Source organism: Brevibacterium sp. 239c, from assembly GCF_900169365.1.
Classification (GTDB): domain Bacteria; phylum Actinomycetota; class Actinomycetes; order Actinomycetales; family Brevibacteriaceae; genus Brevibacterium.
On sequence record NZ_FXZH01000018.1, the window covers coordinates 33,189 to 59,243 of the forward strand.

Annotated in this window: 21 protein-coding genes; 19 read left to right on the forward strand and 2 right to left on the reverse strand. The window is 62.1% G+C overall.

Annotated elements, in window-relative coordinates:
- Window positions 1-21 precede the first annotated feature (21 nt).
- The 8 genes from BSP239C_RS15330 (at window position 22) to BSP239C_RS15365 (ending at window position 10,705) form a co-directional block, all read left to right on the forward strand.
- The gene (locus tag BSP239C_RS15330; protein ID WP_101574227.1) at window positions 22-2,070 is read left to right on the forward strand and encodes a S9 family peptidase; all 2,049 of its coding nucleotides are present in this window, start codon (window positions 22-24) and stop codon (window positions 2,068-2,070) included.
- A complete protein-coding gene (locus BSP239C_RS15335) occupies window positions 2,063-3,196 on the forward strand; it encodes a hypothetical protein (protein ID WP_101574228.1) in 1,134 nt (377 codons plus the stop codon). Before BSP239C_RS15330 ends, BSP239C_RS15335 begins: the two co-directional genes overlap by 8 nt.
- Window positions 3,193-5,361, forward strand: coding sequence for an NAD-dependent DNA ligase LigA (ligA, locus tag BSP239C_RS15340; RefSeq protein WP_101574229.1), 2,169 nt, complete (start codon window positions 3,193-3,195; stop codon window positions 5,359-5,361). Before BSP239C_RS15335 ends, ligA begins: the two co-directional genes overlap by 4 nt.
- 116 nt (window positions 5,362-5,477) lie before the next feature.
- Window positions 5,478-5,999 (forward strand): hypothetical protein, encoded by a 522-nt coding sequence (locus tag BSP239C_RS15345; RefSeq protein WP_101574230.1) that lies wholly within the window; start codon window positions 5,478-5,480, stop codon window positions 5,997-5,999.
- A gap of 123 nt (window positions 6,000-6,122) precedes the next feature.
- The gene (gene gatC, locus BSP239C_RS15350) at window positions 6,123-6,428 is read left to right on the forward strand and encodes an Asp-tRNA(Asn)/Glu-tRNA(Gln) amidotransferase subunit GatC (RefSeq protein WP_101574231.1); all 306 of its coding nucleotides are present in this window, start codon (window positions 6,123-6,125) and stop codon (window positions 6,426-6,428) included.
- A complete protein-coding gene (gatA, locus tag BSP239C_RS15355; RefSeq protein WP_101574232.1) occupies window positions 6,428-7,930 on the forward strand; it encodes an Asp-tRNA(Asn)/Glu-tRNA(Gln) amidotransferase subunit GatA in 1,503 nt (500 codons plus the stop codon). Before gatC ends, gatA begins: the two co-directional genes overlap by 1 nt.
- A complete protein-coding gene (gatB, locus tag BSP239C_RS15360; RefSeq protein WP_101574233.1) occupies window positions 7,927-9,408 on the forward strand; it encodes an Asp-tRNA(Asn)/Glu-tRNA(Gln) amidotransferase subunit GatB in 1,482 nt (493 codons plus the stop codon). The genes gatA and gatB overlap by 4 nt, the downstream gene beginning before the upstream one ends.
- A gap of 115 nt (window positions 9,409-9,523) precedes the next feature.
- Entirely contained in the window at window positions 9,524-10,705 is a 1,182-nt protein-coding gene (locus tag BSP239C_RS15365) for a hypothetical protein (RefSeq protein WP_257930242.1), read from the forward strand.
- A 36-nt stretch (window positions 10,706-10,741) separates the two neighbouring features.
- On the opposite strand, the gene def is transcribed toward BSP239C_RS15365, so the two are convergent.
- Window positions 10,742-11,314 (reverse strand): peptide deformylase, encoded by a 573-nt coding sequence (def, locus tag BSP239C_RS15370; RefSeq protein WP_101574285.1) that lies wholly within the window; start codon window positions 11,312-11,314, stop codon window positions 10,742-10,744.
- 502 nt (window positions 11,315-11,816) lie between these two features.
- Between def and cysK the strand changes: the two genes are divergently transcribed.
- The 11 genes from cysK to BSP239C_RS15425 all read left to right on the forward strand — a co-directional run bounded on the left by cysK (window position 11,817) and on the right by BSP239C_RS15425 (window position 25,317).
- Entirely contained in the window at window positions 11,817-12,743 is a 927-nt protein-coding gene (cysK, locus tag BSP239C_RS15375) for a cysteine synthase A (RefSeq protein ID WP_101574235.1), read from the forward strand.
- A gap of 127 nt (window positions 12,744-12,870) precedes the next feature.
- Window positions 12,871-13,551 (forward strand): serine O-acetyltransferase EpsC, encoded by a 681-nt coding sequence (epsC, locus tag BSP239C_RS15380; protein WP_101574236.1) that lies wholly within the window; start codon window positions 12,871-12,873, stop codon window positions 13,549-13,551.
- Window positions 13,552-13,837: 286 nt separating this feature from the next.
- On the forward strand, window positions 13,838-15,016 hold the full coding sequence (locus BSP239C_RS15385) for an LLM class flavin-dependent oxidoreductase (protein ID WP_101574237.1): 1,179 nt from the start codon (window positions 13,838-13,840) through the stop codon (window positions 15,014-15,016).
- Window positions 15,016-15,726: an NAD(P)H-dependent oxidoreductase gene (locus tag BSP239C_RS15390; RefSeq protein WP_101574238.1), complete on the forward strand. Its 711-nt coding sequence runs from the start codon at window positions 15,016-15,018 to the stop codon at window positions 15,724-15,726. Before BSP239C_RS15385 ends, BSP239C_RS15390 begins: the two co-directional genes overlap by 1 nt.
- 2 nt (window positions 15,727-15,728) lie before the next feature.
- Complete coding sequence (locus tag BSP239C_RS15395; RefSeq protein WP_101574239.1) at window positions 15,729-16,193, forward strand: MarR family winged helix-turn-helix transcriptional regulator; 465 nt, start codon at window positions 15,729-15,731, stop codon at window positions 16,191-16,193.
- Between the two features lie 87 nt (window positions 16,194-16,280).
- A complete protein-coding gene (locus BSP239C_RS15400; RefSeq protein ID WP_101574240.1) occupies window positions 16,281-17,228 on the forward strand; it encodes a 2-hydroxyacid dehydrogenase in 948 nt (315 codons plus the stop codon).
- A 157-nt stretch (window positions 17,229-17,385) separates the two neighbouring features.
- Window positions 17,386-19,098, forward strand: a complete 1,713-nt coding sequence (gene ilvD, locus BSP239C_RS15405; protein ID WP_101574241.1) for a dihydroxy-acid dehydratase — start codon at window positions 17,386-17,388, stop codon at window positions 19,096-19,098.
- A gap of 460 nt (window positions 19,099-19,558) precedes the next feature.
- Complete coding sequence (locus tag BSP239C_RS15410; protein ID WP_101574242.1) at window positions 19,559-20,542, forward strand: ABC transporter permease; 984 nt, start codon at window positions 19,559-19,561, stop codon at window positions 20,540-20,542.
- A 1-nt stretch (window position 20,543) separates the two neighbouring features.
- The gene (locus tag BSP239C_RS15415) at window positions 20,544-21,461 is read left to right on the forward strand and encodes an ABC transporter permease (protein ID WP_101574243.1); all 918 of its coding nucleotides are present in this window, start codon (window positions 20,544-20,546) and stop codon (window positions 21,459-21,461) included.
- The gene (locus BSP239C_RS15420; protein WP_101574244.1) at window positions 21,454-23,559 is read left to right on the forward strand and encodes an ABC transporter ATP-binding protein; all 2,106 of its coding nucleotides are present in this window, start codon (window positions 21,454-21,456) and stop codon (window positions 23,557-23,559) included. The genes BSP239C_RS15415 and BSP239C_RS15420 overlap by 8 nt, the downstream gene beginning before the upstream one ends.
- Window positions 23,560-23,619: 60 nt before the next feature.
- Window positions 23,620-25,317: an ABC transporter family substrate-binding protein gene (locus BSP239C_RS15425; RefSeq protein ID WP_101574245.1), complete on the forward strand. Its 1,698-nt coding sequence runs from the start codon at window positions 23,620-23,622 to the stop codon at window positions 25,315-25,317.
- A gap of 109 nt (window positions 25,318-25,426) precedes the next feature.
- On the opposite strand, the gene BSP239C_RS15430 is transcribed toward BSP239C_RS15425, so the two are convergent.
- On the reverse strand, window positions 25,427-25,996 hold the full coding sequence (locus BSP239C_RS15430; RefSeq protein ID WP_101574246.1) for a PH domain-containing protein: 570 nt from the start codon (window positions 25,994-25,996) through the stop codon (window positions 25,427-25,429).
- Window positions 25,997-26,055: the final 59 nt, after the last annotated feature.

Sequence of the window (26,055 nt, forward strand, 5' to 3'; positions counted from 1 at the left end):
CCCCTGCGTTAACCTGGGGGTATGAAGGAATTTCCCCAAGATGTCGTCACGGCACCTTTCGGAACCTGGTCGTCTCCGCTGAGCGCGGCGGAGGTGGCTGCGGGCTCCGCACCGATCTTCGATGCCGCATTCCGTGGTGAGCACATCTACTTCTCCACGAAGGTCCCAACGGAGAATTCGCGCACAGGCCTTATCCGGACGTCACTGTCACATCCGGGGCTGAAGGAGCAGGTGCTGCCCGCAGACTTCAACATCAGGTCCTCGGTCCACGAATACGGGGGAGGCGCATGGGCACTGGATCCCAACAGCGATGTCATCTACTTCGTCAACGCCTCAGACCAGCGGATCTGGCAGATCATTCCAGGCCGATCTCCGCACGCCCTGACCCCTGATACTTCCGGCCGCATCCGGTACGGCGACCTGACGATGACCCGCTGGGGTCTGCTGTGTGTGCGCGAGGACTGCCGGTCCACCCGCAGAGAACGAGCCATCGTCCTGATCACCAGGCACGGGACGACGAATGTGCTCTCACGCCATTCCTACTTCATGGCGTGGCCCCGCCTGTCACCAGATGGTTCGACACTGGCGTTCATCGGCTGGGAACATCCCAACATGCCCTGGGACCAGACGAACCTGTGGCTCATCGACGTTCGCACCCAAGACACTCCCGTCGCCGGCGTCATGCGCGGACACGATATATCGCTCCTGCAACCCGAATTCACCTCGGACTCCTCGCTCATTGTGAGCTCGGACCAAAACGGTCACTGGGCCCTGTACTCATTGGACTTCGAACCGATCGACTGTCTGGTGCGCGACCGCCGGGCTGCCAAAGAGTCCAGGCAGACGAGCACAGACTCCACGGATAAGTTCAAGGACTCCACGCGGACAAGCGAATTCGCTGATGAGCTCGACGTCACCGCTCTGCGACCGCTCCTCGACACCGGCAGCGAGATCGGCGGCCCACTCTGGCAGCTGGGAGCGATCTGGCATCTGAATGATGACGAGGAGATCTGGGCCCACTCCCAGTCAGCGACCTCTTCCCTCGTCAGAACACGACTCCCACGGTCGGGCAACGACGTCCTCAGCAGTGACTTCGAAGAGATCACCGCACCGGGAGAGCCGTTCGGCAGCCTCGAACTCCACGACTTGAGCCACAGCCATATTCTCCTGACCGCGAAGTCCGCGGACTCGACCGGTGCCCTCTACGCCGTGGACCGGGCCACCGGCACCTTCATCGAGATCGCCCAGGAACGCCTCGACGCACACCAGGATTACTGCTCGCGGCCTCGAACGCGAGAGCTCGGCGGCGTCCCTGTCGTCATCCACCCGCCGCACAACCCACGATTCACCGCCCTTGAGAGCGAACGCCCGCCCTACGTGATCTCCATCCACGGAGGACCGACAGGTCAAGCGACCCCCGACATGTCCGCCCGGTTCAGCTACTTCACATCCCGAGGCATCGGGGTGATGGAGGTCAACTACGGCGGTTCGACCGGCTACGGCAGGGCCTGGCGCAACCGTCTGCGCGGCCAATGGGGCATCGTCGACGTCTCCGACACCCTGGCCGCGGTCGACGCATTGGTGGCTGAAGGGCTGGCCGACCCCCACCGGATTGCGATCTCCGGAGCCTCCTCAGGCGGGTGGACGGTGCTGACCGCGTTGGCCTCCTCAGAGACCTTCGCCTGCGGCACCTCCTACTTCGGGGTCACCGACCTGATGCGCTTCGTCGTGGACACCCACGACTTCGAGAAGCACTACATCGACGGACTGGTCGGCCCCTGGCCGGAGGCCCAGGACGCCTACATCACCCGGTCACCGATTCGACGTACAACGCACATCACTGTCCCCGTGGCCATCATGCAAGGCGATCGCGACCCGATCGTCCCACCCAGTCAGGCCCAGGAATTCGTCGATACCTTGGAATTGACCGGAGTGGAGTACATTTACCGTCTGTACAAGGGCGAATCCCACGGGTTCGTCCGAGCTGAAACCATCATCGATTCCCTGGAAAGCGAGTTCGGGTTCTATGCCGACGTCTTCGGAATCCCACACAGCCGCAACCATGGCTGAACCGACCGAAACCCCTGCCAACCTCGCACCCGCGGGAACGACCACCGGCATCTGGATCCCCGGCCCCCGGCCCGAGGCCGAAGCTGGTTCCCTGTCCGGGGCCGCCGGCTACATCGCGAACAGCCCCGTCCGTGAGGCGGCCGCAGCGGCGTTTGATCACCTCGGCGAGCAGCTGCCGCCCGTACCGCTGAATGCTCACCGGGCCGAGGACCGGTGGGGCGCAGACGCGATCGGGCGAGCTGTCGGTCTGCTCACCGACCTTCACGTCGACCGAGCGTCCTTCGGTTGGCGCCTGACGAGCGCAGCGGGTCGCGACGAACGACTCGAATCCTCTGCACTCAGCGAGGCCTTCGACGCCATCGCCGAGTACGGTGACGGCTACACCGGTCAGGTCCAGGTCTCCCTGCCCGGACCGTGGACCGTGGTCACCGCCCTGAGCCTGGCCTCCGGGGCCCCTGTCCTCGGTGATCTCGGAGCCCGCCGCGATGTCATCCAGGCCTATGCGTTCGGACTGGCAGCCTTCGCCGACAAGCTCTCCACACTGGGCATGGCGCCTGTGATCCGCCTCGTCGAGACCCGCCTGCACCCGGTCCTCACCGGCACCTGGCCCACGGTCTCCGGCTGGGCCACCCTGCCCGCGGTGTCCGAGAATCAGGTCTACGCCGCTCTGCAGTCGACGCTGCGGCATCTGCCCCCGGTGCTGCTCAGCCTCCCCGATTTCGATTCCATTGCGCTGCAGGGCAAGGAGATCACCGCCGCCGAGGTGGTCCGCAATTCCGGTGCCACCGCTGTGTCAGTGCCGTTGGCTAGCCTGAAGGCACACGGGTGGGAGCAGCTGGCCATGATCTCCGAAGCGGGGGTCGGGACATGGATGGGTCTGCCGCCGGCCGCAGGAGCGCGTCCGAAGGAGGTCAAGCACTGGTTGAACAGGATCATGACGCCGTGGAACCGCATCGGCATGAGCACTAGAAGTCTGCGTGATTTCGGAGTCCTCGCGGGCGAAGAGCTTCCGATGACCTATCCGCCGCTGCTGACCTCGGTCGACGGAGACGGTGCCGAGAACATCAGCACGGGAACGATGATGATCGCCGCAGGTCTGCGGCGTGCCTTTGAGGAGATCGAATGACAGACACGCCCGATAACTCAGACCTGTCGGATGCCAGCTCTCGGGCTCAGGCGCATGCGGAACTCGTGGAGAAGATCGAAGAATATCGTGGGGCGTACTACCAGGACTCCCTGCTCGTCTCCGACACCGAATACGACGATCTCGTCCATCGCCTCCAAGACCTCGAGGAGAAGTTCCCCGAGCTCATCACCGACTCCTCACCGACCCAGACCGTCGGCGGCGTCATCGACACATCGACCTTCGACCCGGTCGAGCACATCGGCCGGATGTACAGCCTCGACAATGTCTTCGACGTCGAAGAACTCAGAGGATGGTACGACCGGGTCCGCGCGGCCACCTCGGCGAAGTCGAAGTTCCTCTGCGAACTCAAGATCGACGGACTCGCCGTCAACCTCCTCTACCGCAACGGTGAACTCGTGCGCGCCGCCACCCGCGGTGACGGACGTATCGGTGAGGACATCACCGCGAATGTCCGCACCATCTCCGACATCCCGGACAAACTCGACACCGACTACCCACCCGCCGAGGTCGAGATCCGCGGGGAAGTGTTCTTCCCTCTGGAGAAATTCACCGAACTCAATGCCGCTCTCGTCGCAGAGGGCAAGGCCCCATTCGCGAACCCCCGCAACTCCGCCGCGGGATCCCTGCGCCAGAAGGACCCCGCCGTCACCGCTGTACGTCCGCTGCACATGCTCGTCCACGGCATCGCAGTTTGGACACCGGCCGATGATTCGCATCCCGAACCCGCACATCAGTCCGAGGTCTACGAGGCGTTCAGAAGCTGGGGACTGCCCATCAGCGAATACTTCAAGGTGCTGGACACGGTTGACGAGATCGAAGACTTCATCACCTACTACGGTGAACACCGCCACGATGTCACCCACGAGATCGACGGCATCGTCATCAAGATCGACGATATCGCCGTCCAGGAGACCCTGGGCTACACCTCACGTGCACCGCGCTGGGCGACAGCCTTCAAATACCCGCCCGAAGAGGTCACCACGAAGCTCCTCGATATCCAGGTTCAGGTGGGCAGGACCGGTCGAGTAACCCCGTTCGCGGTGATGGATCCGGTCACCGTGGCCGGATCCACGGTGGAACGTGCGACCCTGCACAACGGCTACGAGGTGGCCCGCAAGGGCGTGCTCATCGGTGACATTGTGACCCTGCGCAAGGCCGGCGACGTCATTCCCGAAGTCCTCGGTCCGGTCGTCGCCCAACGCAACGGCAACGAGTACGAGTTCGTCATGCCCACTCACTGCCCCTCGTGTGGCACGAAGCTGGGGGAGCAGAAGGCAGGCGATAAGGACAAACGCTGTCCTAATGCCCGGTCATGCCCGGCCCAGCTGGCTAATCGCATCTTCTACCTGGCATCCCGTGCGGCCTTCGACATCGAGGCCCTGGGTGAAGAGGCGGCTCTGGCTCTGACCGCTCCAGCCGAGCCCGAGGCGCCGCCGCTGACCTCCGAAGCGTTCCTCTTCGACCTCACGGCTGAAGATCTGGCCGAGGTGAAGATCTGGCGCAACAAGAAGGTCAAAGGTGTGGAGACGGGGGAGCGCGAACTCGTGCCCTATTTCTACACCCGCGCAACTGCGAAGAAGCCGAGTGCTCCGAGCGCGAACACGAAGAAGCTCTTCGATGAACTCGACAAGGCCAAGGACCAGGACCTGTGGAAGGTCCTCGTCGCACTCTCGATCCGTCACGTGGGTCCAACTGCAGCACGCACCCTAGCCGGACATTTTCGAACCCTCGAAGCCATCCGGGCTGCTGAACTCGAAGAGCTCTCAGCCGTCGACGGAATCGGATCGACGATCGCGGCGAGCATCCGTGATTGGTTCGCCGTGGATTGGCATATCGAGATCGTTGAGGCCTGGGCAGCCGCCGGAGTCCGGATGGAGGACGAGCCTCAGGAAGCCGGAGCCCAGACTCTGGAAGGTCTCACGATTGTGGCCACCGGTTCGCTGTCCACGTTCACCCGTGACGGAATCAAAGAGGCGATCCTCGGCGCCGGCGGCAAGGCGGCGAGTTCCGTGTCGAAGAAGACCGACTATGTGGTGGCTGGGGAAAACGCCGGGTCGAAGTTGGAAAAGGCCGAATCGTTGGGCGTCAGGGTCCTCGACGAGGACACGTTCCGCACGCTCCTGGAGACTGGCAGCCTCGACTGACGATCTGTGACGAGCCGTGATCTGGCGCACTCCTGCCACGGATTCGTCACCGAATATCAAGGATCATCTCAGCAGCAGTGAAGTGGGGAAACAGTTTGATCTGGAAGAGTGATGGTATGAAAGCAATTCCCCGATTGATTGCCGGCACTGCCGTCGTTCTCGCCGCAGTACTCACCACGGCACCGGTGACGGCAGGCATTGCCGACTACATCCTCAACCCCGGACAGCAGCCGATCAAACGTGCCGCTCCCGCACTGACCGGTTCCTCAGCTTCACCGCTCGCCCCCACCCGAACCCGCGATGACGACAAGTCTCGCAACGGTGACACCACCGGCGACGACACTCGCAACGGTGATCAGAATCGTGAGAGTAACCACGCCGCCAATGCGCAGCCCCACACGGAGACGACGCCCGACGGCGGGCTCGACTTCGTCAGCGCCACGGCACCGAGTGAGAGTGCCGGTCTGGTGGCACACACCGTTGCCGACGCTCAATCACGAGTCAACGACCTCGCCGGCGATCTGCAGGCAGGAGTCGCGTCCGGAGAGTTCTCCCAAGCTGACGCCGACAGGGTGCTCGGGGACATCTCGAGCTACATCAGAGGCGAACGCACCTGGCCCGAACAGTCCGCCACCTGAGTGACCCGCCTCGGCGAAGCCACGCACTGATGCCCCGGCGAACCTCACATCGTTCCCTTCAGAACCGGTCCGGCAAAGAGACTAGACTTGCTGACGAGTAAACAGACCGATGAAAGGCAGGGAATGACGGAGTCCTCCGCAATCACCCCCGAGCAAGTCGAGCATTTGGCTTCGCTGTCTCGGATCGCCATGGGCGAAGACGAGCTGAAATCGCTCGCCGGTGACCTGAGCACCATTTTGAGCAATGTTGCCAGGGTCAATGAAGTGGCCGGCGATGATGTGCCGGCAACCAGCCACCCGATCGCACTGTCGAACGTGCTGCGCCCCGATGTTGTGGGTGAGACCCTGACCAACGAGCAGGCTCTGGCCTCGGCCCCAGCATCTGCTGACGAGAAGTTCCTGGTCCCACAGATCCTTGGGGAGGAATGATGAGCGAACTGATCAATAAGAGCGCCCTCGAACTCGCCGCAGGATTGAAAGCCGGCGAGTTCTCCTCCGTCGCGGTGACCCAGGCTCACCTGGATCGCATCCACGCTACCGAAGCAGACTTCGGTTCGTTCATCACCGTCACCGACGAACTTGCGCTGGAGACGGCGAAGTCGGTCGACGCCAAGCGCAGCGCCGGCGAAGAGGTTCACGCCCTGGCCGGAGTGCCCGTGGCGCTCAAGGACCTCATCGTCACCGAAGGTGTGGCCACGACCGCGGCGTCGAAGATGCTCGAGAACTGGGTTCCACCCTACGAATCGACCGTGCATAACAAGGTCAAGGCCGCCGGACTCCCTGTCCTGGGCAAGACCAACCTCGACGAGTTCGCCATGGGTTCGACGACCGAGCACTCTGCTTTCGGCATCACCCGTAACCCGTGGAACCTCGAGCACGTGCCCGGGGGCTCCTCCGGCGGTGCGGCCGCTGCTCTCGCAGGTTTCCAGGCTCCGCTGTCGGTCGGCACGGACACCGGCGGTTCGGTGCGACAGCCTGCCGCGTTCACCGGAACTGTCGGTGTGAAGCCGACCTACGGTTCGATCTCCCGCTTCGGCATCATCGCCATGGCCTCAAGCCTCGACCAGGTCGGACCCATGGGCCGCAACGTCGCCGACGCCGCAGCTCTGCACGAGCTGCTCGCCGGTCACGACCCGCTCGACTCGACCTCGCTGCCGGACCCGGTGGCAGGGTTCGTCTCGGCGGCACAGACATCGAACCTGGGGGGCAAGAAGCTCGGCGTCATCAAGCAGCTGCGTGGTGAGGGCTACCAGGACGGCGTCCGCGATGTGTTCTCGACCGCCCTCGACGTGGCGGCTGCGGCCGGTGCTGAAATCGTGGAGGTCGACTGCCCCTCGATCTCCTACGCACTCGACGCCTACTACCTCCTCATGCCCTCCGAAGTGTCGTCGAACCTGGCCCGCTACGACGGTATGCGCTACGGACTGCGGGTCGAGCCCGAGTCCGGTCCGGTCACCGCTGAGACGGTCATGGCAGCGACCCGTGCTGCCGGTTTCGGTGATGAGGTCAAACGCCGCATCATCCTCGGCACCTATGCACTCTCCGCCGGCTACTACGACGCCTACTACGGGTCTGCCCAGAAGATCCGCACCCTGGTGCAGAATGACTTCACCAAGGCGTTCGAGTCCTGCGACGTCCTCGTCTCACCGACGGCACCGACGACGGCTCTGAAGTTCGGCGCGGAGGCGGCATCCGACCCGATGGCCCTCTACCTCGGCGACGTGGCGACGATCCCAGCCAACCTGGCCGGAATCCCCGGACTCTCCCTGCCAGCAGGACTGGCCGACGGTCTGCCCGTCGGATTCCAGATCCTCGCCCCGGCACGACAGGACGTGAAGATGTACGAGGTGGCCGGCCCACTCGAAGCCGCCTTGGAAGCCTCCGGGACTCGAGTGCTCGATACTCTCGCGGAAGGACTGACCACCAAGTGAAATACGAAGACGCGATCAAGAAATACGATCCGGTCATCGGCATCGAGGTCCACGTCGAACTGGGCACCGCGACGAAGATGTTCGACGCCGCACCCAACACCTTCGGCGGGGGACCGAACACCAACATCACCCCCACCTCCTTGGGGCTGCCCGGCTCACTTCCCGTCGTCAACGAGAAGGGCGTCGAGTACGCGATCAAGATCGGCCTGGCACTGGGCTGCGAGATCGCGGAGACCTGCCGTTTCGCCCGGAAGAACTACTTCTACCCGGACGTGCCCAAGGACTTCCAGACAAGCCAGTCCGATGAGCCCATTGCGGCCGAGGGACAGGTCGAGATCGAACTCGAAGACGGAACGATGTTCACCATCCCTGTCGAGCGCGCTCACATGGAGGAAGACGCCGGCAAGAACACACACATCGGCGGCGCCACCGGTCGCATCCACGGAGCCGACCATTCCCTGGTCGACTACAACCGTGCCGGTGTGCCCCTGGTTGAGATCGTGACCCACCCGATCACCGGGACAGGGGATCGGGCCGCCGAGGTGGCTTCCACCTACGTACGGACCCTGCGCGACATCTTCCGTGCCCTCGACGTCTCCGAAGCACGCATGGAACAGGGCAACGTCCGTGCCGACGTCAACGTGTCCCTGCGCGAGAGCCCCGATGCTCCACTGGGCACCCGCACAGAGACGAAGAACGTCAACTCCTTCCGCTCGATCGAACGTGCGGTCCGCTACGAGATCGCCCGCCAGGCGACCCGTCTGGAAGCCGGCGAGAAGATCGTGCAGGAGACCCGTCACTTCCACGAAGGCACGGGGGAAACGTCATCGGGGCGTCCGAAGTCAGATGCCGATGACTACCGGTACTTCCCGGAGCCGGACCTCGTTCCGCTTGTGCCCAGCCGTGATTGGGTCGAAGAGCTGCGGGCGACTCTGCCCGAGCTGCCGGCCCAGAAACGCCGTCGCCTTGCAGGCGTGTGGGGCTTCTCCGATCTGGAGATGCGCGACGTCGTCAACGCAGGTCTGCTCGAAGCCATTGAGGACACTGTGAGCGCGGGCGCCAAGCCCGCCGCAGCACGCAAATGGTGGACCGGTGAGGTGGCCAGGTTGGCCAACCAGAAGGAACAGCATCCCACTGAGCTTGTCACACCGGACCAGGTCGCAGCCCTGATCGGGCTGATCAACGACGGCAAGCTCAACGACAAGCTCGCGAAGGACGTCCTCACAGCTGTGGCCGACGGAGAAGGCGAACCCGCCGAGGTGATGAGCGCCCGTGGTCTCGAGATCGTCGAAGACACCGGTGCACTCGAAGCCGCAGTCGAGGAGGCCATCGCTGCCAACCCTGACGTGGTCGAGAAGATCAAGGGCGGAAAGATGCAGGCCATCGGTGCCCTGATGGGACCGATTATGAAGGCCACCCGCGGTCAGGCCGATGCCGGAAAGGCCAAGGATCTGATCCTTGCCAAGATCAACGGCTGAGTTCGCAGTCGTCTGACAAGGATCGGTCGACTGAACAGGATCAGGCGACTGAACAGAACTCAGGATTGATCCAGCCACACCCTCTAGACTTGAACATCAAAGAAGTCCGGAGGGTGTGGCTGTTCTCATTCTCACGGGCCAGGTGCTGACTTCGCCGGGCATAGAACCGGTGGATTCGGCGTGCGGGTGCCATCCGTATGTGGAGGTGAATGCGGTGTCCCAGTCGTGGAAGTCGTTGTGGAAGAGCGAATGCGGGAAGTCTCTCCCGGTCTATCGCGTCCTCGTGCCCGAAAGCGTCAACAAGGGCATCATGAAGGCCTGGAATGCTCGCGGTTACCGCTACACCGCGGGGTCCCCGAGCGCGATCATGCTCACCGGGGGAATGCGCCGAAACTTCTTCCGCTCCAGCATGCTCTTCAAAGGCGGAACCGGAACCGGAGCCGCTGTCACAGCCGGCTTTGCCGCCCCCGGTGGACTGGCACTGCTGTCGGGCTTCGCCGATGCTGCACTGGCTTTCGGGGCGCTCGGGGGAGTGACTGCAGTGGGGACAGGTGTGTTCGCGGCAGTCACCGGACCGAAGTACTTCCGTGACCCCAAACGGTTGAGCCGGAAGAACCGCGCTCAGGTAGGACAAGCGCAGTGGATCACTCCGGCGTCGCTGGGATTCCAGCCTGGCCGCAAGGAAAGCCGCGACACCGACGAACAACGACTGTTCCACCTCGCAGTGACCATCGCGCGCAAGATTGTGCGCACACGAGCCTGGACCCACCCGATCCTGCGTGACCATGTCTCACGTGTCGATCTTGACCATGCTGTCGCCTCAATCGGTGTGCGGTTGGCCGAACTGGTTCGGCTGCGTGAAGAGATTGAGAGCATCAGGGACGAAGGAACCGCGAAGTCGGTGGAGACGTACCTGTCGAAACTTGCTGTGGCCTTCACCTCGATGGCCAACCGGGTGCTGTCCATGCATGAGTACTACGAGCGTCTGACCGAACTCGACCAGCAGCTGATGCTGCTTCACAATTCCGAACGCTCACGTGAACTCGGCGACCGGGTCCTCGATGTTCTGTCCCGGACAGCGGCCGATGACTCCGCGGACTGGCAATTCAGAGAGCTGCGGATCGACGCCGAGTCGCAGTCATCGATCATCTCCGGTCTTGTCGCCGAGCTCGACCAGACAGCAGACGACTTCGACGATTTCGACGCACGTCTGGCCGCTGCCCAGGAGTCGATCGACGCAATGGAATCCGCACCGTCCTCCTCATCCTCACCGGAAGACGACCGCCGGCCGGAGTGATCCGTCTGCAGTCAGCCGGGCGAACTCAGTGCCGACTCAGTGACCGAACGGATCGGGGTCGACGCCGGGCATCCATGAACGCCCGGGAACGGTGTATCCGTTGGCGGCCTGCTCCTTCTTCCACTTCTTAGACCAGCGCTTGTCGAGACGATCGACATAGAGCATGCCCTGCAGATGATCGTATTCGTGCTGCATGATGCGCGCGAACCACCCTTCGGCGGTCAGAGACACCGACTGGCCGGTCTCATCGAGACCATTGACCGTGACCCGCTCCGCGCGTTTGAGCGGAAAGTCGAGGCTGGGCACCGAGAGACATCCCTCGGTCTCCTCGTCGGGATCCGGGCGGGTATCGGGAACCTTCGAGGCGATGAGCAGCGGGTTGATGAAGGTGCCGCGTCTGCGGACTCCGTCATCATCCTCGGCGTTGAAGACGAAGATGCGTTTGCCCACGCCGATCTGGGGAGCGGCCAGACCGACACCATTGCTGGCGTCGAGGGTCTCGTGCATATCAGCGATGAGGGTTGCGAGTTCGTCGTCGAAGTCAGTGACCTTCTCCGCACGCTGATGCAGAACAGGTTCTCCGTAGATGACGATGGGATGAATAGCCATGAGGACAATCGTATCGGCTTTCCCGCCGCGTTCCGTCTGCGAAGAGTTCATCCGAGCGCTCACCTGCCCGCCTGTCGTTCCACAAGGAATTCTGCGCTCCGACCATCTCCCTGACCACCCCGGCGTCTCATATTCGCGTCTGAGCAGCCGTGCGGCTGGACTGGCGATGGGCACCGGAACCGTAGAGTTAAGAGAGCTGACAGTGAAGAAATCCACCACAATTGTTCAGCGGTTCGGCCGCTCGACGCGTTCAGCGCCACGGTGCGAGGCGCGCAGTTGATCGCCTATGACGCGCCATGACATCATATTTCGCCGGAAGCGAACATGGATTGTTGAGCAACCATCTCGGGAACAACAGCAGGTGGCGGGTGGTTATGATGGTGTCGAACCGTCTCGGTCCACGAGATGAGATCAGCAGCTGAAGCCTTTGGCTGGTGGTTGAGTGACGTCTTCGTCACAGCCCTCACTGCCGGGCGAACAATTAAGCGTGAAAGGACATGTCTTGACCATCTTCAACAATGTTTCCGAACTGGTCGGCCGCACACCGCTGATTCGTGTGAACAAGGCCAGCGAACGCTCCGGCGCGGAGATCGTCGCCAAGCTGGAATCCTACAATCCTGCGAACTCGGTCAAGGACCGCATCGGCGTCGCGATGATCGATGCCGCCGAAGCTTCGGGAGAGCTCAAGCCGGGCGGAACGGTCGTCGAGGCCACGTCGGGCAACACCGGTATCGCATTGGCGATGGTGGGCACTTCGCGCGGATACAAGGTTCTGCTGACGATGCCGGAGTCCATGTCGAAGGAACGCCGCGCCCTGCTGCGTGCCTTCGGTGCCGAGCTCGTCCTCACCGACAAGGCCCAGGGCATGAAGGGTGCTGTCGACAAGGCTGAAGAGATCGCAGCAGATGGTGCCGTCCTCGTCCGCCAGTTCGAGAACCAGGCCAACGCTGACATCCATCGCACCACCACCGGCCCCGAGATCCTCGCCGACACCGACGGCAAGGTCGACATCTTCGTCTCGGGCATCGGAACCGGCGGAACCATCACCGGTGCCGGAGCCGCACTGCGCGAGGCGAACCCTGACGTCAAGATCGTTGCCGTCGAACCCGCTGCATCGGCACTGCTCTCCGGTGGTAAAGCCGGCCCGCACACCATTCAGGGACTGGGCGCGAACTTCGTCCCCGGCGTGCTCGACACGAAGATCTACGACGAAGTCGTGACCATTGAGAACGATGACGCCTTCACCCGCGCCCGCGAGGTTGCGAAGGAAGAGGGGCTGCTCGTCGGAATCTCCTCCGGTGCCGCACTTGTGGCAGCCGAAGAGCTGGGTGCACGCCCGGAGAACGCAGGCAAGCGCATCGTCGTGATTCTGCCCGACTTCGGTGAGCGCTACCTGACCACACCGCTGTTCGCCGAGTACATGGACTGAACAGAGGAATTTGGACTGGGCACTGCCTGAGGCGGATGCCGATTCCGCGGTGTGAGGGCGCCAAACACATGTTTGGCGCCCTCACGGCATAGAGGATTGACGATCACGAGCACGAAGGACTGTTGAGATGAAGGCACTGTGGACTGCAGCTGCTGCGGCGATCGGCGCGGTCGCCTATGGGCTGAGCCGCCCGGGGGTGCGCGCAACTCTGCGCGAAGATCTCGATACCGTGCGCAGGCGTGACCCTGCGGCCACCAGCGATTTCGTCTCGCTGGTCTCCTATCCGGGCATGCATGCGATCTGGGCGCACCGCGGTTTGCACCGACTGTGGCAGAACGACACCACGAAGGTGCCCGCCAGGCTGATGTCTCAGGCCGTGAGGACCCTGACGGGAGTGGAGATCCACCCCGGCGCGCAGATCGGGCGACGCTTCTTCATCGACCACGCCAACGGAGTCGTCATCGGCGAGACCTCGGAGATAGGCGACGACGTGATGCTCTACCATCAGGTCACCTTGGGCGGGACGTCGATGGAGCAGGCGAAGCGGCACCCGACCATCGGCAATCACGTCCTCGTCGGGGCCGGGGCGAAGATCCTGGGCCCTGTCGTTGTGGGCGACAATTCCTCGGTCGGCGCGAATGCTGTCGTCGTCAAAGACGTCGCCGCCGACTCGAGTGCGGTCGGAATCCCCGCGAAGGTCAGGCCGTATAAGAAGTCCACCGGCGCCGAGGCGGTCGCCACGGAATCCGGTGACACCAGTTCCAAGTACGCCGACTTCGAACTGATCGACCCCGCCATCTGGATCTGAGCCAGAGGCCCACTCACCGAGGCCACCCGTCACCACTGCCACCCGCAGCAGCAGTCATCGCCGGGTCCACCCAGCCGACATCCCCGGAGGATTTCGACTGGGAGGGCCTGGCGGTTTTCGACTATGAAGGGTCGGCGATTGCTGTGTCTCGGCTTCCCCGAATCTTGTGTGACAAGGCTCGGGAATACTTCACGCATACTGTCTGTTAAACTTTCAACTAGTTACTTCAAAACTGAAGCAATTCAGTTCGACGAGGGTTCGCGAGCGGCGAGCAGAAGGAGCAGACATGGAATTAGGAATCTTCACCATCGGAGATGTCACCACCGATCCCACCAATGGGTCCACGGTGTCTGAGAATCAGCGGATCAAGAACACTGTCGAGATCGCCAAGAAGGCCGAGGAAGTCGGCCTCGACGTCTTCGCCACCGGTCAGCACCACAACCCGCCGTTCGTCGCCCCCGCGAACCCGCCGGTCCTGCTCTCACACATCGCGGCACAGACGGAGAAGCTGCGTCTGTCGACAGCCACCACGTTGATCACCACCACCGACCCGGTGCGCATCGCAGAGGATTACGCCTATGCTCAGCACCTTTCCGATGGCCGCATCAGCCTGGTCATGGGACGCGGCAACACGGGTCCAGTCTACCCCTGGTTCGGCAAGGACATCCGTTCGGGCATTCCACTGGCGGTCGAGAACTACAACCTGCTCTACCGCCTCTGGCGTGAGAAGAACATCGATTGGGAAGGCAAGTTCCGCACGCCTCTGGGCGGGTTCACCGTGACACCGACACCACTCGATGACGTTCCACCCTTCGTGTGGCATGGCTCGATCCGCAGCCCCGAGATCGCTGAACAGGCCGCGTACTACGGTGACGGATACTTCCACAACAATATCTTCTGGCCCGTGTCGCACACCGCCCGCATGGTCCAGCTCTACCGCCAGCGCTACGAATACTACGGACACGGCGCGGCGCACCAGGCGATCGTCGGACTCGGCGGTCAGGTGTTCATGCGCAAGAACTCGCAGGACGCCGTCAACGAGTTCCGTCCCTACTTCGACAACGCACCGGTCTACGGGCATGGACCCAGCCTCGAAGACTTCTCGACGCAGACCCCGCTGACCGTGGGATCGCCGCAGCAGGTCATCGAACGCACACTGAGCTTCCGCGACTGGGCCGGGGACTACCAGCGTCAGCTCTTCCTCATCGACCATGCGGGACTGCCGCAGAAGACGGTGCTGGAACAGCTCGACCTCCTCGGCGAGGAAGTCGTGCCGGTCTTGCGGAAGGAATTTGCGAAGGACCGTCCGGCCGATGTCCCCGATGCACCGACACACGAATCCCTCGTCATCCGCCACCGCGAGGGTCGGGACCCTATCCCCGGCGGTGGCCCCGGATCGCGTGCCTATGCCGATCGTCAGGCCAGGGCCGCGGAGCAGACTGCCACGGAAGGAGCTGATCGCTGATGCGGATTCTCAGCATCACGACCTCGTTGAGCGAGGACTCAACCACACTGAAACTGTCGAACAAGATCATCGCAGCGGCCACTTCTGCGGCAGACGATGCGGGATTGAGCGCGGAGACCGAGCACATCAACGTGCGCAATCTGAGCTCGGACCTCACCGATATGGCACTGACCGGATTCCGCTCGGAGAACCTCGAAGAGGCATTCGCCAAGGTTGCCGAGGCGGATGTGATCGTCACCGTCGCACCCGTGTATAAGGTCGCGCCGGTGGGACTGCACACCTTGTTCTGGCAGCTCATCGACGAAAAGGCCCTGGCGAACAAGCCCGTGCTCATCGGCTCCACCGGTGGCACACCGCGGCACTCGATGGCGGGGGAGACCGTGCTGCGCCCGATGCTGTCCTACCTCAAGGGCATCGTCGTGCCGACGACCATCTTCGCCGCGACCGATGACTGGGGCAGCGTCGAGGGCGGCCGCAACCTCAACGCTCGGATCGCCCAGGCCAGCGACGAACTGATCGGTTTGGCTGCGAGCCTGCACAGTGTCGCTGCTGATTCGGCTGCCGACAACGCAGACAAGCCCGACGACGCCGGTGCAGCGTCGGCGACGACCGGTGAGTTCGGAAGCCGCGGCGCGCGGCGGGATCCGAGTATCAATGATGAGTTCGATCCCGAGCTCATCACGCCGTTCGCCCAGTTGCTTGAGGGCTGAAGATGGTCGACATCAAGCTCGGCCGGGACAGTGACGCACTCGCGCAGGAGTCGTGGCGTGCCTACTTCGAGACCTCACAGCGCATCCGGCAGAACTTGGAGGGCAACCTCAAGGACAGGGCGGGTCTGACCGTCAGCGACTACAACACATTGCTGCTCCTGTGGGAGGAGCCGACCCATCTGCTGACGATGAGCGTGCTGGCCAAGAAACTCGTGTTCTCGCCATCACGGCTGAACTACCGGATCAAGGTGCTTGTAGACGCCGGCCTGGTGACGAAGACAGAATGTGCGGACGACAAACGGGCACACAACGTCGGCCTCACCGAGGTCGGTGCTCAGGTTTTCCTCAATGCGGGACGCCAGCACCGGGAGAACATCGACGATGTCTTCCTCTCCCACGTCAGCGATGAGGAACTCGAAGTCATCGGGGCTGTGTTCGCACGAATCGGCCGCGCCCTGCCGGAGTGAGACTGTCGCCCTGCCGGAGTGAGACTGTCGGAATAGGTCTGGCGGACAGCCCTGCCCGAGTGGGACAGTTCGTGGGACAATGTGGCTATGTCGATCAAGACCATTGCCTTCCCAGATTCTGAACTCCGCAACCGCGTCATCGCCCGGATCCCGGCGCATCAACGCGCCAACGTCGACCTCGTCGTTTACTCGGATGCCGAGAAGTCGGCGAAGCTGAGCCGAGACGATGTCGATGTCGTCGTGCTCCCGTACCTCAATTCGGGACCGACTATCGAGTTGCTCGACGATCTGCCGAACCTGGGTTTGGTCATCACCCAGACCACCGGCTACGATCCGGTTGCGCACCTGCCTGAGCGTGGCATCGAGGTGGCCACCGCCTCGGGCGTGCACACCGGCGGAACCGCAGAACTTGCGCTGACGCTGACCCTGGCCAGCTTGCGCGGCATCGACGATGCCGTGCGTGCCCAGAGTGCACGCATCTGGAACCACAAACGCAACCGCTCCCTGCAGGACCGTCGCGTCATGATCATCGGCGCCGGTGAGATCGGGTCGGCTATCGCCGATCGGTTCGCACCCTTCGAAGTCGACCTCACGCGGGTCGCGACGAAGGCACGTGAGGATGATCGTGGCCACATCCACGGCGTCGATGATCTGCCGAAGCTGCTTCCTCACACCGAGGTGGTCGTGCTCATCACACCGCTGACCGAGTCCACGAACAAGCTCGTCGACAAGGACTTCTTGGCCCAGCTGCCCGACAACGCTCTCATTGTCAACGTCGCTCGGGGCAAGGTCGTCGACACCGAGGCACTCGTCGCCGAACTGAGCACGGGCCGTCTCCATGCCGCTCTCGACGTCATGGATCCCGAGCCGCTGCCGGAGAACCATCCGCTGTGGGGGACACCGAATACCCTCATCACACCTCATGAGGGAGGCGACACCTCAGCGTTCGAACCACGGGTGGTGCAGATTCTGGCCGAGCAGGTCCGCCGCCTCAACGATGGCGAAGCGCCGCTCAACCTCGTCTCGACGGAGTGATCGCAGCAGTTCTCGATCTATCGCTCAGCGGTTCTTCTCGAACCGCTGAGCGGTTCTCGTTGCACTGCCTCATCAGTTCTCGCTGACCGGTTCAAAACTAGTTCCAACATGCGAGAAATTGGCCTATACATGGTGGACTCCGGCGTAGAGTGCCTGCATGAGCATTGATACGAATTCCACCAACCCAGACATCAAACCACGTTCTCGCGACGTCACCGACGGCCTCGAAGCCACTGCCGCACGCGGCATGCTCCGAGCCGTCGGCATGGGCGACGACGACTGGGTCAAGCCACAGATTGCCATTGCGACCTCGTGGAACGAGATCACCCCGTGCAACATGTCACTGCAACGCCTCGGCGCGGCCGCCAAGGAAGGCGTGCACGAATCAGGCGGATTCCCCCTGGAATTCGGCACCATCTCCGTCTCCGACGGCATCTCCATGGGCCACGAGGGCATGCACTACTCGCTGGTCTCACGTGAGGTCATCACCGACTCCGTAGAGACCGTGATGAGCGCCGAACGACTCGACGGATCCGTCCTCATGGCCGGCTGTGACAAGTCGATCCCGGGCATGCTCATGGCATCGGCCCGCCTCGGCCTTTCCAGCGTCTTCCTCTACAACGGCTCGATCATGCCGGGCACCGCGAAGATGTCGGACGGGTCCGAGAAGGAAGTCACCCTCATCGACGCATTCGAAGCCGTCGGTGCCTGCCGCGCCGGAACCATCACCCAGGGTGACGTCGACGCCATTGAACGCGCTGTCTGCCCAGGTGAAGGTGCCTGTGGCGGCATGTACACCGCGAACACCATGGCCTCGGCAGCCGAGGCGATGGGCATGTCACTGCCCGGTTCGGCCGCCCCACCGGCCATCCACCGCGACCGCACGATGTTCGCGCGCAAATCCGGTGACGCCGTCGTCAACCTGCTGCGTCAGGGGATCACGACGAAGGACATCATCACGAAGGAATCGCTGCACAACGCGATCGCTGTGGTCATGGCCTTCGGTGGATCGACCAACGCGGTTCTCCACCTGCTGGCCATCGCCCACGAAGCCGGAGTCGAACTCGCCCTCGATGACTTCAACCGCATCGGTGACAAGGTTCCGCACCTGGGCAACGTCAAGCCCTTCGGTCAGTACGTGATGAACGATGTCTTCAAGATCGGCGGCGTGCCCGTGATCATGAAGGCTCTGCTCGACAACGGCCTGATCAACGGTGACTGCATGACCGTGACAGGCAAGACCGTGGCCGAGAACCTCGAACACATCAACCCGCCGGATCCCGACGGCAAGATCCTGCGCGCGATGGACAACCCGATCCACGCCACCGGTGGCCTCACCGTGCTCAAGGGCTCGATGGCGCCCGAAGGCGCGGTCGTGAAGTCCGCCGGCTTCGATGCCGATGTCTTCGAAGGCACTGCGCGCGTGTTCAACCAGGAGAAGCCGGCCATGGACGCCGTGCTCAACGGTGAACTGAAGAAGGGCGATGTCGTCGTCATCCGCTATGAGGGCCCCAAGGGCGGCCCCGGCATGCGCGAGATGCTCGCCATCACCGGCGCGATCAAGGGCGCGGGCATCGGCAAGGATGTCCTGCTGCTCACCGACGGTCGCTTTTCGGGCGGCTCCACCGGCCTGTGTATCGGCCACATTGCCCCCGAAGCTGTCGATGGCGGGCCCATCGCACTCGTCGAGGACGGGGATAAGATCACCGTCGACATCGCGGCCCGTTCGATCGAGCTCGATGTCTCCGAGGAGGTCCTCGCTGAGCGTCGCAAGACTTGGACGATCCCCGACAACCACCGCCTGACCGGTGTGCTCGGCAAGTACGCGAAGCTCGTGCAGTCGGCCTCCACCGGAGCGGTCTGCTTCTGAGCAGAGAACACCTGATGATCTGATCATCGAAGAGCTGACCCGCCTCTGCGTGGGGGAGCGAATCATCGCCGAGGCGGTACGGACGAATGTCCGCACCGCCTCGGCGTTTCTGTGCCTGAGGAAGCGAAATACCAACTGTTGTTACCTAAATGTAACCACGGCGTGTCGCCCGAGAATCTGCGGCACGGGCGGTAGGAGAAAAAGAAATTGAGCAAGGCTCTTTGTGCGGAGGATCACACATGGATACAGTTCATCTTACGTTCAGTTGTTTGTGATGGTTCATGGAGGAACTGTGCAAAATCACTGAACTGACAACACTTGACGCAAAGGAACTTTGATTGCAGATGACTCGTCAACCCCTCGAGATTCGCAAAGAGATCTATTCCCTCATCCCCGGGCCGATGCATCAGCCAGAGACCGATCACGGAAGCTCTCACGCTGCAGCTGCTTAGGTCTGGGCATGGGCAAATACGTTCTTCGACGTTTCGTCAACTATTTCATCTTGGCCTTCATCGCTACTGTCACCGCCTACATCACCTCGAGTGCCTTCATGGATCCGGCCGCCCGGTATCGGGGCCAGAATCCGCCGCTGTCGGAAGCCTCGATCAAGTCCATCCTCGACGGACACGGGACCAACCCGGATGTTCCGATCATCGAACGCACGTGGTCATGGCTGACGAATATCTTCCTCCACGGAGACTTCTCGACGACGGTCCACAACAATCCTGTCTTCCAGGAGATCATGACTCGGGCAGGTGTCAGCCTCAAGCTTCTGCTCATCGGTTCCATCCTCGGCGCCATCCTGGGTGTCGTCCTCGGCGTGTGGGGTGCCGTTAGGCAATACAAGGCCTCCGACCAGGCCGTGACTTATGCGTCCTATCTGATCATCGCCACACCGACATTTGTCATCGGTGTGGTACTAATGATCATCGCCACTGCGTTCAACGGTCTCATCGGCACAAGTCTTATTCGCTTCACGGGCGAATACACGGCGGACATACCGCCTGGCGTCTTCCCGTGGTTCACCGATCAGCTCTCTCATATGCTGTTGCCGACTTTGGCATTGGTGATGATGGGCGCTGCCACATACTCGCGCTATCAGCGGTCGGTCATGCTCGATGTGTTGGCCTCCGACTTCATCCGCACCGCACGCTCGAAGGGACGCACCCGCAAGACCGCCTTGGTCAAGCACGGTGTTCGCGTGGCTCTCATCCCGATGTCTACTTACTTCGCTTACGCCTTCGGCACACTTGTCGCGGGTTCGGCGATGCTCGAGGTGGTGTTCTCCTGGCACGGCATGGGTGAGTTCACCATCAACTCGATCCTGCAGTCCGATATCAATGCTGCTGCCGGGTCCGTTCTTTTCATCGCAGTGCTGACTCTGATCTCTTCGACTCTTTCGGAGGTTCTCTACGCTGCCCTCGACCCGAGAGTGAGGATCTGACATGGCCACCGATCTTCCGATCTCCACGACTCCCGACACCGAGGTTGTGCCTCGTCGTTCGAAACCCACCTCCCGTCTGGCCCTGGTCTGGCGCCGACTGCGCTCGACTCCGCGCTTCTGGGTCGGCGGCATCATGCTCGCCTTCTTCGTTCTCTTCGCGCTCTTCGGCAATTCGATCAACATTTACACGCCCACCGACCAGGACATCTACGCACTCAACAAAGCGCCGAGCGCACAGCACTGGTTCGGCACGAACACCATCGGCCAGGACATCTATGCCCAGACTGTTGCAGGCCTGCAAAAATCTCTGCTCATCGGCATCATCGCCGGGCCTGCAGCGAGTCTTCTGGCAGCGATCATCGGTTCGACAGCAGGCTACTTCGGCGGCCGCATCGAAGTCGTCATCGTGTGGTTCATCAACCTGCTTCTCGTCCTGCCCTCGTTCTTCATCCTCGTTCTCCTGGCGCCGATGCTGCGCCAACTGTCGTGGATGGCGATCGTCGTCTTCCTCGCCCTGTTCGGATGGATGATCATGGCCCAGGTTGTGAGGAACCAGACGAAGGCCATCAAGGACCGTGACTTCGTCAAGGCGGCACGGTACATGGGGGTCTCCACTCCACGGATCCTGAGTCGGCACATCATTCCGAACGTTGCGTCGATCCTCATTGTCGATGCCACTTTGGGCGTGGTCTCGGCGATCCTGACTGAAACCTCCCTGAGCTACTTCAACCTCGGAATCCAGAAGCCCGATGTCTCCATCGGCACACTCTTGGCCGAGGGGTCCGGGGCGGCTGTGACCCGACCGTGGCTATTCGTCTTTCCCGCCGGCGTCCTCGTTCTCATGCTCTTCGCCATCAGCTTGATGGCTGATGCACTCCGTGACGCCATCGATCCCACCTCAGGAGCCAATCGTGACTGAGACTCTCAGCACCAACCGATCCACACCACCTGCACAGGCCCCGATCCTCGAGGTCCGGGACCTGGCCGTCACCTTTCCCAATCCGAAGGGGGATGTGCAGGCGGTTCGCGGAGTCAACTACGAAGTCATGCCGGGTGAATTCCTGGGCATCGTCGGAGAATCAGGCTCCGGCAAATCCGTGTCGTCGATGGCTGTGATGGGGCTGCTTCCCTCCACCGCCCAAGTCAATGGCTCTATCCGATACCGCGGACGATCACTGTTGGACATGGACGACCATGCGATGTCGAAGTTGCGCGGTTCCGAGATCGCCATGGTGTTCCAGGACCCGCTGTCGGCACTGACTCCGGTCTATTCGATCGGCGAACAGATCTCAGAGGGTCTACTCCTCCACGATCCGAGCCTGTCGAAGGAGGCAGCGCACAGCAGGGCGATCGAACTTCTGCGTGTGGTCGGCATTCCAGGACCCGAACGAAGGGTCAGGGCATACCCTCACGAGTTCTCCGGAGGAATGCGCCAACGAGCCATGATCGCGATCGCGATCGCCAACGATCCTGACCTCATCATCGCCGATGAGCCGACCACCGCACTCGACGTCACGATCCAAGCCCAGATCCTCGACGTCCTGCAGAAGGCGCGTGAGATCACTGGAGCAGCTATTGTGCTCATCACGCACGACCTCGGCGTGGTGGCAGGCAATGCAGACCGCATCGCCGTCATGTACGCCGGTCGCCTCGTCGAGACGGGGCCGGTCGAACAGGTCTTCGCTCGACCACAGATGCCCTATACGACCGGGCTGCTGCGTTCGGTGCCGAACCTGGCGACGGCCGGAACCCAGCGACTCGTTCCCCTCGAAGGGAAGCCGCCTTCGCTGTCGAATATGATCCCGGGCTGTCCCTTCGCTCCGCGGTGCCCGATCGCCCTCGACATCTGCCATGAGGTCGAACCCGAACTCGTCTCACACGGCACACCCGATGTTTCCGCCGCCTGCCACCGGGCCGATGAGATCGCCTCGGGAAGCCTGACCGCCGGCACGATCTTCCCCCGACCCGAGCCGGTCGAGAAGCGGGTGAAGAACAGCGAAGCCGAACGGGTCCTCGAAGTCACCGGGCTGCAGAAGCACTTCCCGCTGCTCAAGGGAGCAGTCTTCAAACGGCAGATCGGAACCGTGCGAGCCGTCGACGGCATCGATCTGGAGATCAGAGAAGGACAGACACTCGGTCTCGTCGGAGAGTCCGGCTGCGGCAAGTCCACGACCATCGGTGAGGTCCTGGAGATGGTGGCGCCTCAGAAGGGACAGATCGTCATCAACGGCGTTGACGTTTCTGAGCTGTCAAAACGAGAGCGTTTGGCGATGCGCAAGGATGTCCAGGTCGTGTTCCAGGATCCGATGGCCGCGATCGATCCGCGGTTGCCGATCGGCGAGGTGATCGCGGAACCACTGACCGTTCACAAGGTCCCGGCCAAGCAGCGTCATGACACCGTCGCAGAGATGCTCGAACTGGTGGGCCTCGACGCGAACATGGCAGATCGGTATCCGCACGAATTCTCCGGAGGCCAGCGTCAGCGCATCGGCATCGCCCGGGCACTCGTGACCAACCCGAAGCTGTTGGTGCTCGACGAACCGGTCTCCGCCCTTGACGTGTCCGTACAGGCTGGTGTCATCAACCTGTTGGAGGACCTGCGCGACTCACTCGGGCTGTCCTACCTGTTTGTCGCCCATGACCTGGCGGTCGTGAGACAGATCGCCGATCACGTTGCGGTGATGTACTTGGGCCGTATCGTCGAATTCGGCTCCTCTGAAGATCTCTACGACAACCCCCAGCACCCCTACACCAGGGCGCTGATGTCGGCGATTCCGGTGCCCGATCCGAAGATCGAACGATCGCGTGAGCGAGTGCTGCTCTCCGGTGACCTCCCGAGCCCGACCGACGAGATCTCCGGGTGCAGTTTCCGCACTCGGTGCCCGCTCTTCTCGCTGCTGCCCGAGAGCGAGCAGCACAGATGCACGCACGAGGATCCCCAGCCTCGGCGGGCGGAGGCGACCCTGGTGGCCTGCCATTTCTCCGAACGTATCGGCGAACTCGAACGCTCGGACTGAGTGAGCCCGACCCAGCACTCACCCATCGATTCCCACACAGAGAACAGGAAAGAGGAACTCATGAAAATGAGGAACAAGGCGACAATGGTTGTCGCCGCGACCGCGGCATTGGGGCTCGCCCTCTCCGGCTGCCAACAGGACAACAAGGACTCAGCAGGAGTCGACAGCGACAAAGCGAACGAGGAGATCGCGGGATTGCCGTCTGTCGATTACCAGAAGGCAGACTATGACGAGATTGACGATGGTGGAACCCTCACCTATCCGATGACCGAGATCCCGGCCAGCCTCAATTATTACCATGCTGACGGTGCACACGTGGACAATAACAATCTCTACAGCACCTCGCTGGGCGGACCGGTCAAGATCAAGGAAGATGGTAGCTGGGAAGTCGACAAAGACTATGCAGAGAGCGTGGAGATCGCCAGCGAAGATCCTCTCGTAATCAACGTCAAGCTCAACAAAGACGCAGTCTGGGAAGACGGCACCCCGATCGACGTCGAGGACTATGAGGCGTTCTGGAAGACGCAAAGCGGTGAGAACAAGAAGTTCGAGGTCGCCTCGACCAAGGGCTTCGAGGACATCAAGAGCATCAAGTCCGGTAAGGACAAGTATGACGTCAATGTCACGTTCAAGACCCCGAACATCGACTGGCCTAACTACATCGGTGCCTTCATCCCGAACGAGATCGCGGAAGATCCCAAGACATTCAACAAGGACTACGTCAAGAAGGTGCTGCCCTCGAACGGGCCGTTCAAAGCCAAGAAGGTCGATAACAAGTCTGGCGTCATCACCATGGTCAGGAACGACAAGTGGTGGGGTCAGGAACCCAAACTGGATAAGGTCGTCTTCAAGATCGTCTCGCAGGCGCAGCAGGCCCAGGCCTATGCGAACAAGGAGATCGACCTCGTTGACATCGGCACCGACGGCGACGCATATGAGACGGCTGGCAAGCGCAAAGACGGCGAGATCTTCAAGACTCAAGGCATGCAGTGGACGCACGTGACCATGAACGCAGAGAAGGGCGCCCTCAAGGAGCAGGAAGTCCGGGACGCGATCGGTCACGCCATCAATCGCGAGGCCATCGCCCAGGCAGCCATCGGCCCCGTCGAAGCACCGGTGACACTGGTCAACAATGTCACCTTCATGCCGGGCCAGGACGGTTATCAGGACAATGCTGACGGCAGTCTCGACTTCGATCAGGATGCCGCGAAGAAGATCCTCGACGATGCAGGCTGGAAGGCCGGCGATGACGGGGTGCGTGAGAAGGACGGTGAGAAGCTCAAGTTCAATATCGTCGTCCCCGCAGACACCGCCTCCAACGCCCAGCGCGCGGAGCAGATCATGAAGGATCTCAACGAGGTCGGCTTCAAGATCAAGATCGAGACCGTCCCGGTGGCTGCGTATTTCGCCGATCACGTGCTCAACGGCAACTTCGACATGGCCACGTTCACCTGGGAAGGCACAGCTTTCCCGATCTCGTCGGGGTCGAACCTGTTCTACCCGGCCGATTCCGAGCAGAACCATTCGAAGATCTCCAGCGATGCGATCGGTGAGAAGTTCAAGGCCGCAACGAAGACCCTCGACCCGGACGAGGCGAAGAAGCTGGCGAACGAGGGTGATGCCGAAGTGCTCAAACTCAAGCCTCTGATCCCGTTCTATCCGACCCCATACGTTTGGGGCGTCAAGGACGACATTATGAATCTCGGGCCGCGCCAGCTCGAGACTCCCGATTGGACGACGATCGGCTTCAAGAAGTGATTGTGAGGCTCACCATCTGATCAATCCACGTGATCAAAACGATCACCCTCAATCGCCGGCCCCGTGGACTCACGTTCTCCCACGGGGCCGGCTCCATTGACCCACACGTCTACAGGCTGCCGAAGACGACAAGCAGGATGAGGACGAGGCAGACTCCCAGGACGCCGAGGTTCCACACCGTTGTGGTGGTGCCGGGGGTGTTGGTAGGTTTCGCGAGATTCGAACCCTGGTGATTGTTCTCCCAGCGGCGGAGCAGTTCGAAGGCAGGGTGGTTGTCGACGGACTCAGGGCGTGTGCCGCCGGTGAGCCCCGAGTCGATCTTGCGGCGGGGCATCCCGGGCGCATTCCACGGGCGGTATGTGCGGGTGGTCCCATTCGGTGCGATGGCCATGATGGAGACGACCGTGCTCAGCCGGATGTCAGTGATGTCGGCAAAGGGCACAGTGGTGGTGCGCAGGATTTCACGAATTACGACATGCTCGGATTCGACGATGACTGCTGGCCGCCACAGGAGCATGAAGACGAGCCACCCCACCAGAGCTAGGGGTGGAAGGAACGTTCCCACGGTGTCCCAGGAGCCGCGCACGATCGCATCAACCAGAAGCAGGGCAAGGAACGCCCATACGATGATGGTGATGATGGGGCCGCTGCGTTGTCTGAGAATGATCGGTGCGCTCACCGGCCCAGCCTATCGGCTATACGATGAAAGACAGGGGGGGGGCTGTCGAACCCCGCAAC